Raw genomic sequence first — 1352 nt, 5'->3', positions numbered from 1 at the left:
CTGACAAAGTGTCAGTAGTCTTTAATTTTATACAAATATGTAATATAATTTAAAATATATTAATTTATTACATAGAGGTTTTACGAATGATAAACGAAAGAAGAGAAGCACAAAATGAAATGGAAGTGGTGATGCTAGAACAATTAGTTCCGCAAGACCATTTATTAAGAAAAATAGATAAATATATAGATTTTTCATTTATTAGAGATTTAACTAGGGATTTGTATTGTCATACAAATGGTCGACCAGCAGTTGATCCGGTAGTTTTATTTAAGATGCTATTTATCGGATATCTTTATGGCATACGCTCCGAAAGGCAACTAGTTAAAGATATAGAAGTTAATTTAGCATATAGATGGTTTTTAGGATATTCTATCACTGAGAAAATTCCAGATGCATCTACTATAAGTCAAAATAGAATTAGAAGATTTAAAGGTACTGATATTCCACAAAAAATATTCGATAATATAGTTATTCAGGCTATTGAAAAGGGATTAGTCGGTGGTAAAATTCTTTACTCTGACTCAACACATATAAAAGCTAACGCTAATAAGCGTAAGTTTGAAAAAATTGAGGTTCAAGTAACACCTAAGGAATACATGGAACAACTAGATATTGATGTAAATTTAGACAGGGAAAATCATAATAAAAAACCTTTAAAACCAAGAAAAGTAAAAGAAGACACGAAGGAAATTAAGAAAAGTACTACCGATCCCGATAGTGGCTATATGATGAGAGATAATAAGCCAGAAGGTTTCTTTTATTTAGATCACCGAACTGTAGATAGTAAAAATAATATAATTATGGATGTACATGTTACCCCTGGTAACGTCAGCGATAGCGAGCCAATACTAAAAAGGATAGATAGAATTGAAGAAACATTTAATATAAAACCTAAGTATCTTGGGTTAGATGCAGGATATTCAACTAATCCTATTTTTAAAGGAATAACAGATAGAGATATAATACCAGTTATTGCATATAGACGTTCTCCTCACAAAAAAGGAATGTATACAAAGAATAAATATATATATGATTATGATAAAGACATATATATTTGCCCCAATAATGTTGCTTTAATATATAAAACAACGACTCGCGAAGGCTATAAAGAATATAGATGTTTTGAAGAAATATGTATGTGTTGTCCTCATAAAGATAAGTGTCTTGGAGAAAAATCTAAATATAAAATAATTAGAAGACATGTTTGGGAAAATCACAAAGACGATAATAAAAACTTTCTTAGAACCGAGAAGGGAAAAGGAATTTATGATAGAAGAAAAGAGACAGTTGAGCGAAGCTTCGCAGATTCAAAAAATCTGCATGGGCTTCGCTATGCTCGCTTCCGCGGA

The 1352-nt window shown here is 30.5% G+C and carries 1 protein-coding gene; it reads left to right on the top strand.

The genetic code is table 11. The annotated features are described in order from the left end of the window. Positions 1 to 86 precede the first annotated feature (86 nt). Positions 87 to 1352 (top strand): IS1182 family transposase (locus tag LPC13_RS16670; RefSeq protein ID WP_234089027.1); only part of this gene is annotated, 1266 nt, incomplete at its 3' end.

Source organism: Clostridium celatum (assembly GCF_021412605.1).
Classification (GTDB): domain Bacteria; phylum Bacillota; class Clostridia; order Clostridiales; family Clostridiaceae; genus Clostridium; species Clostridium celatum.
Note: the sequence above shows the minus strand (reverse complement) of the source record. Positions and strands in the feature narration are given on the sequence as shown.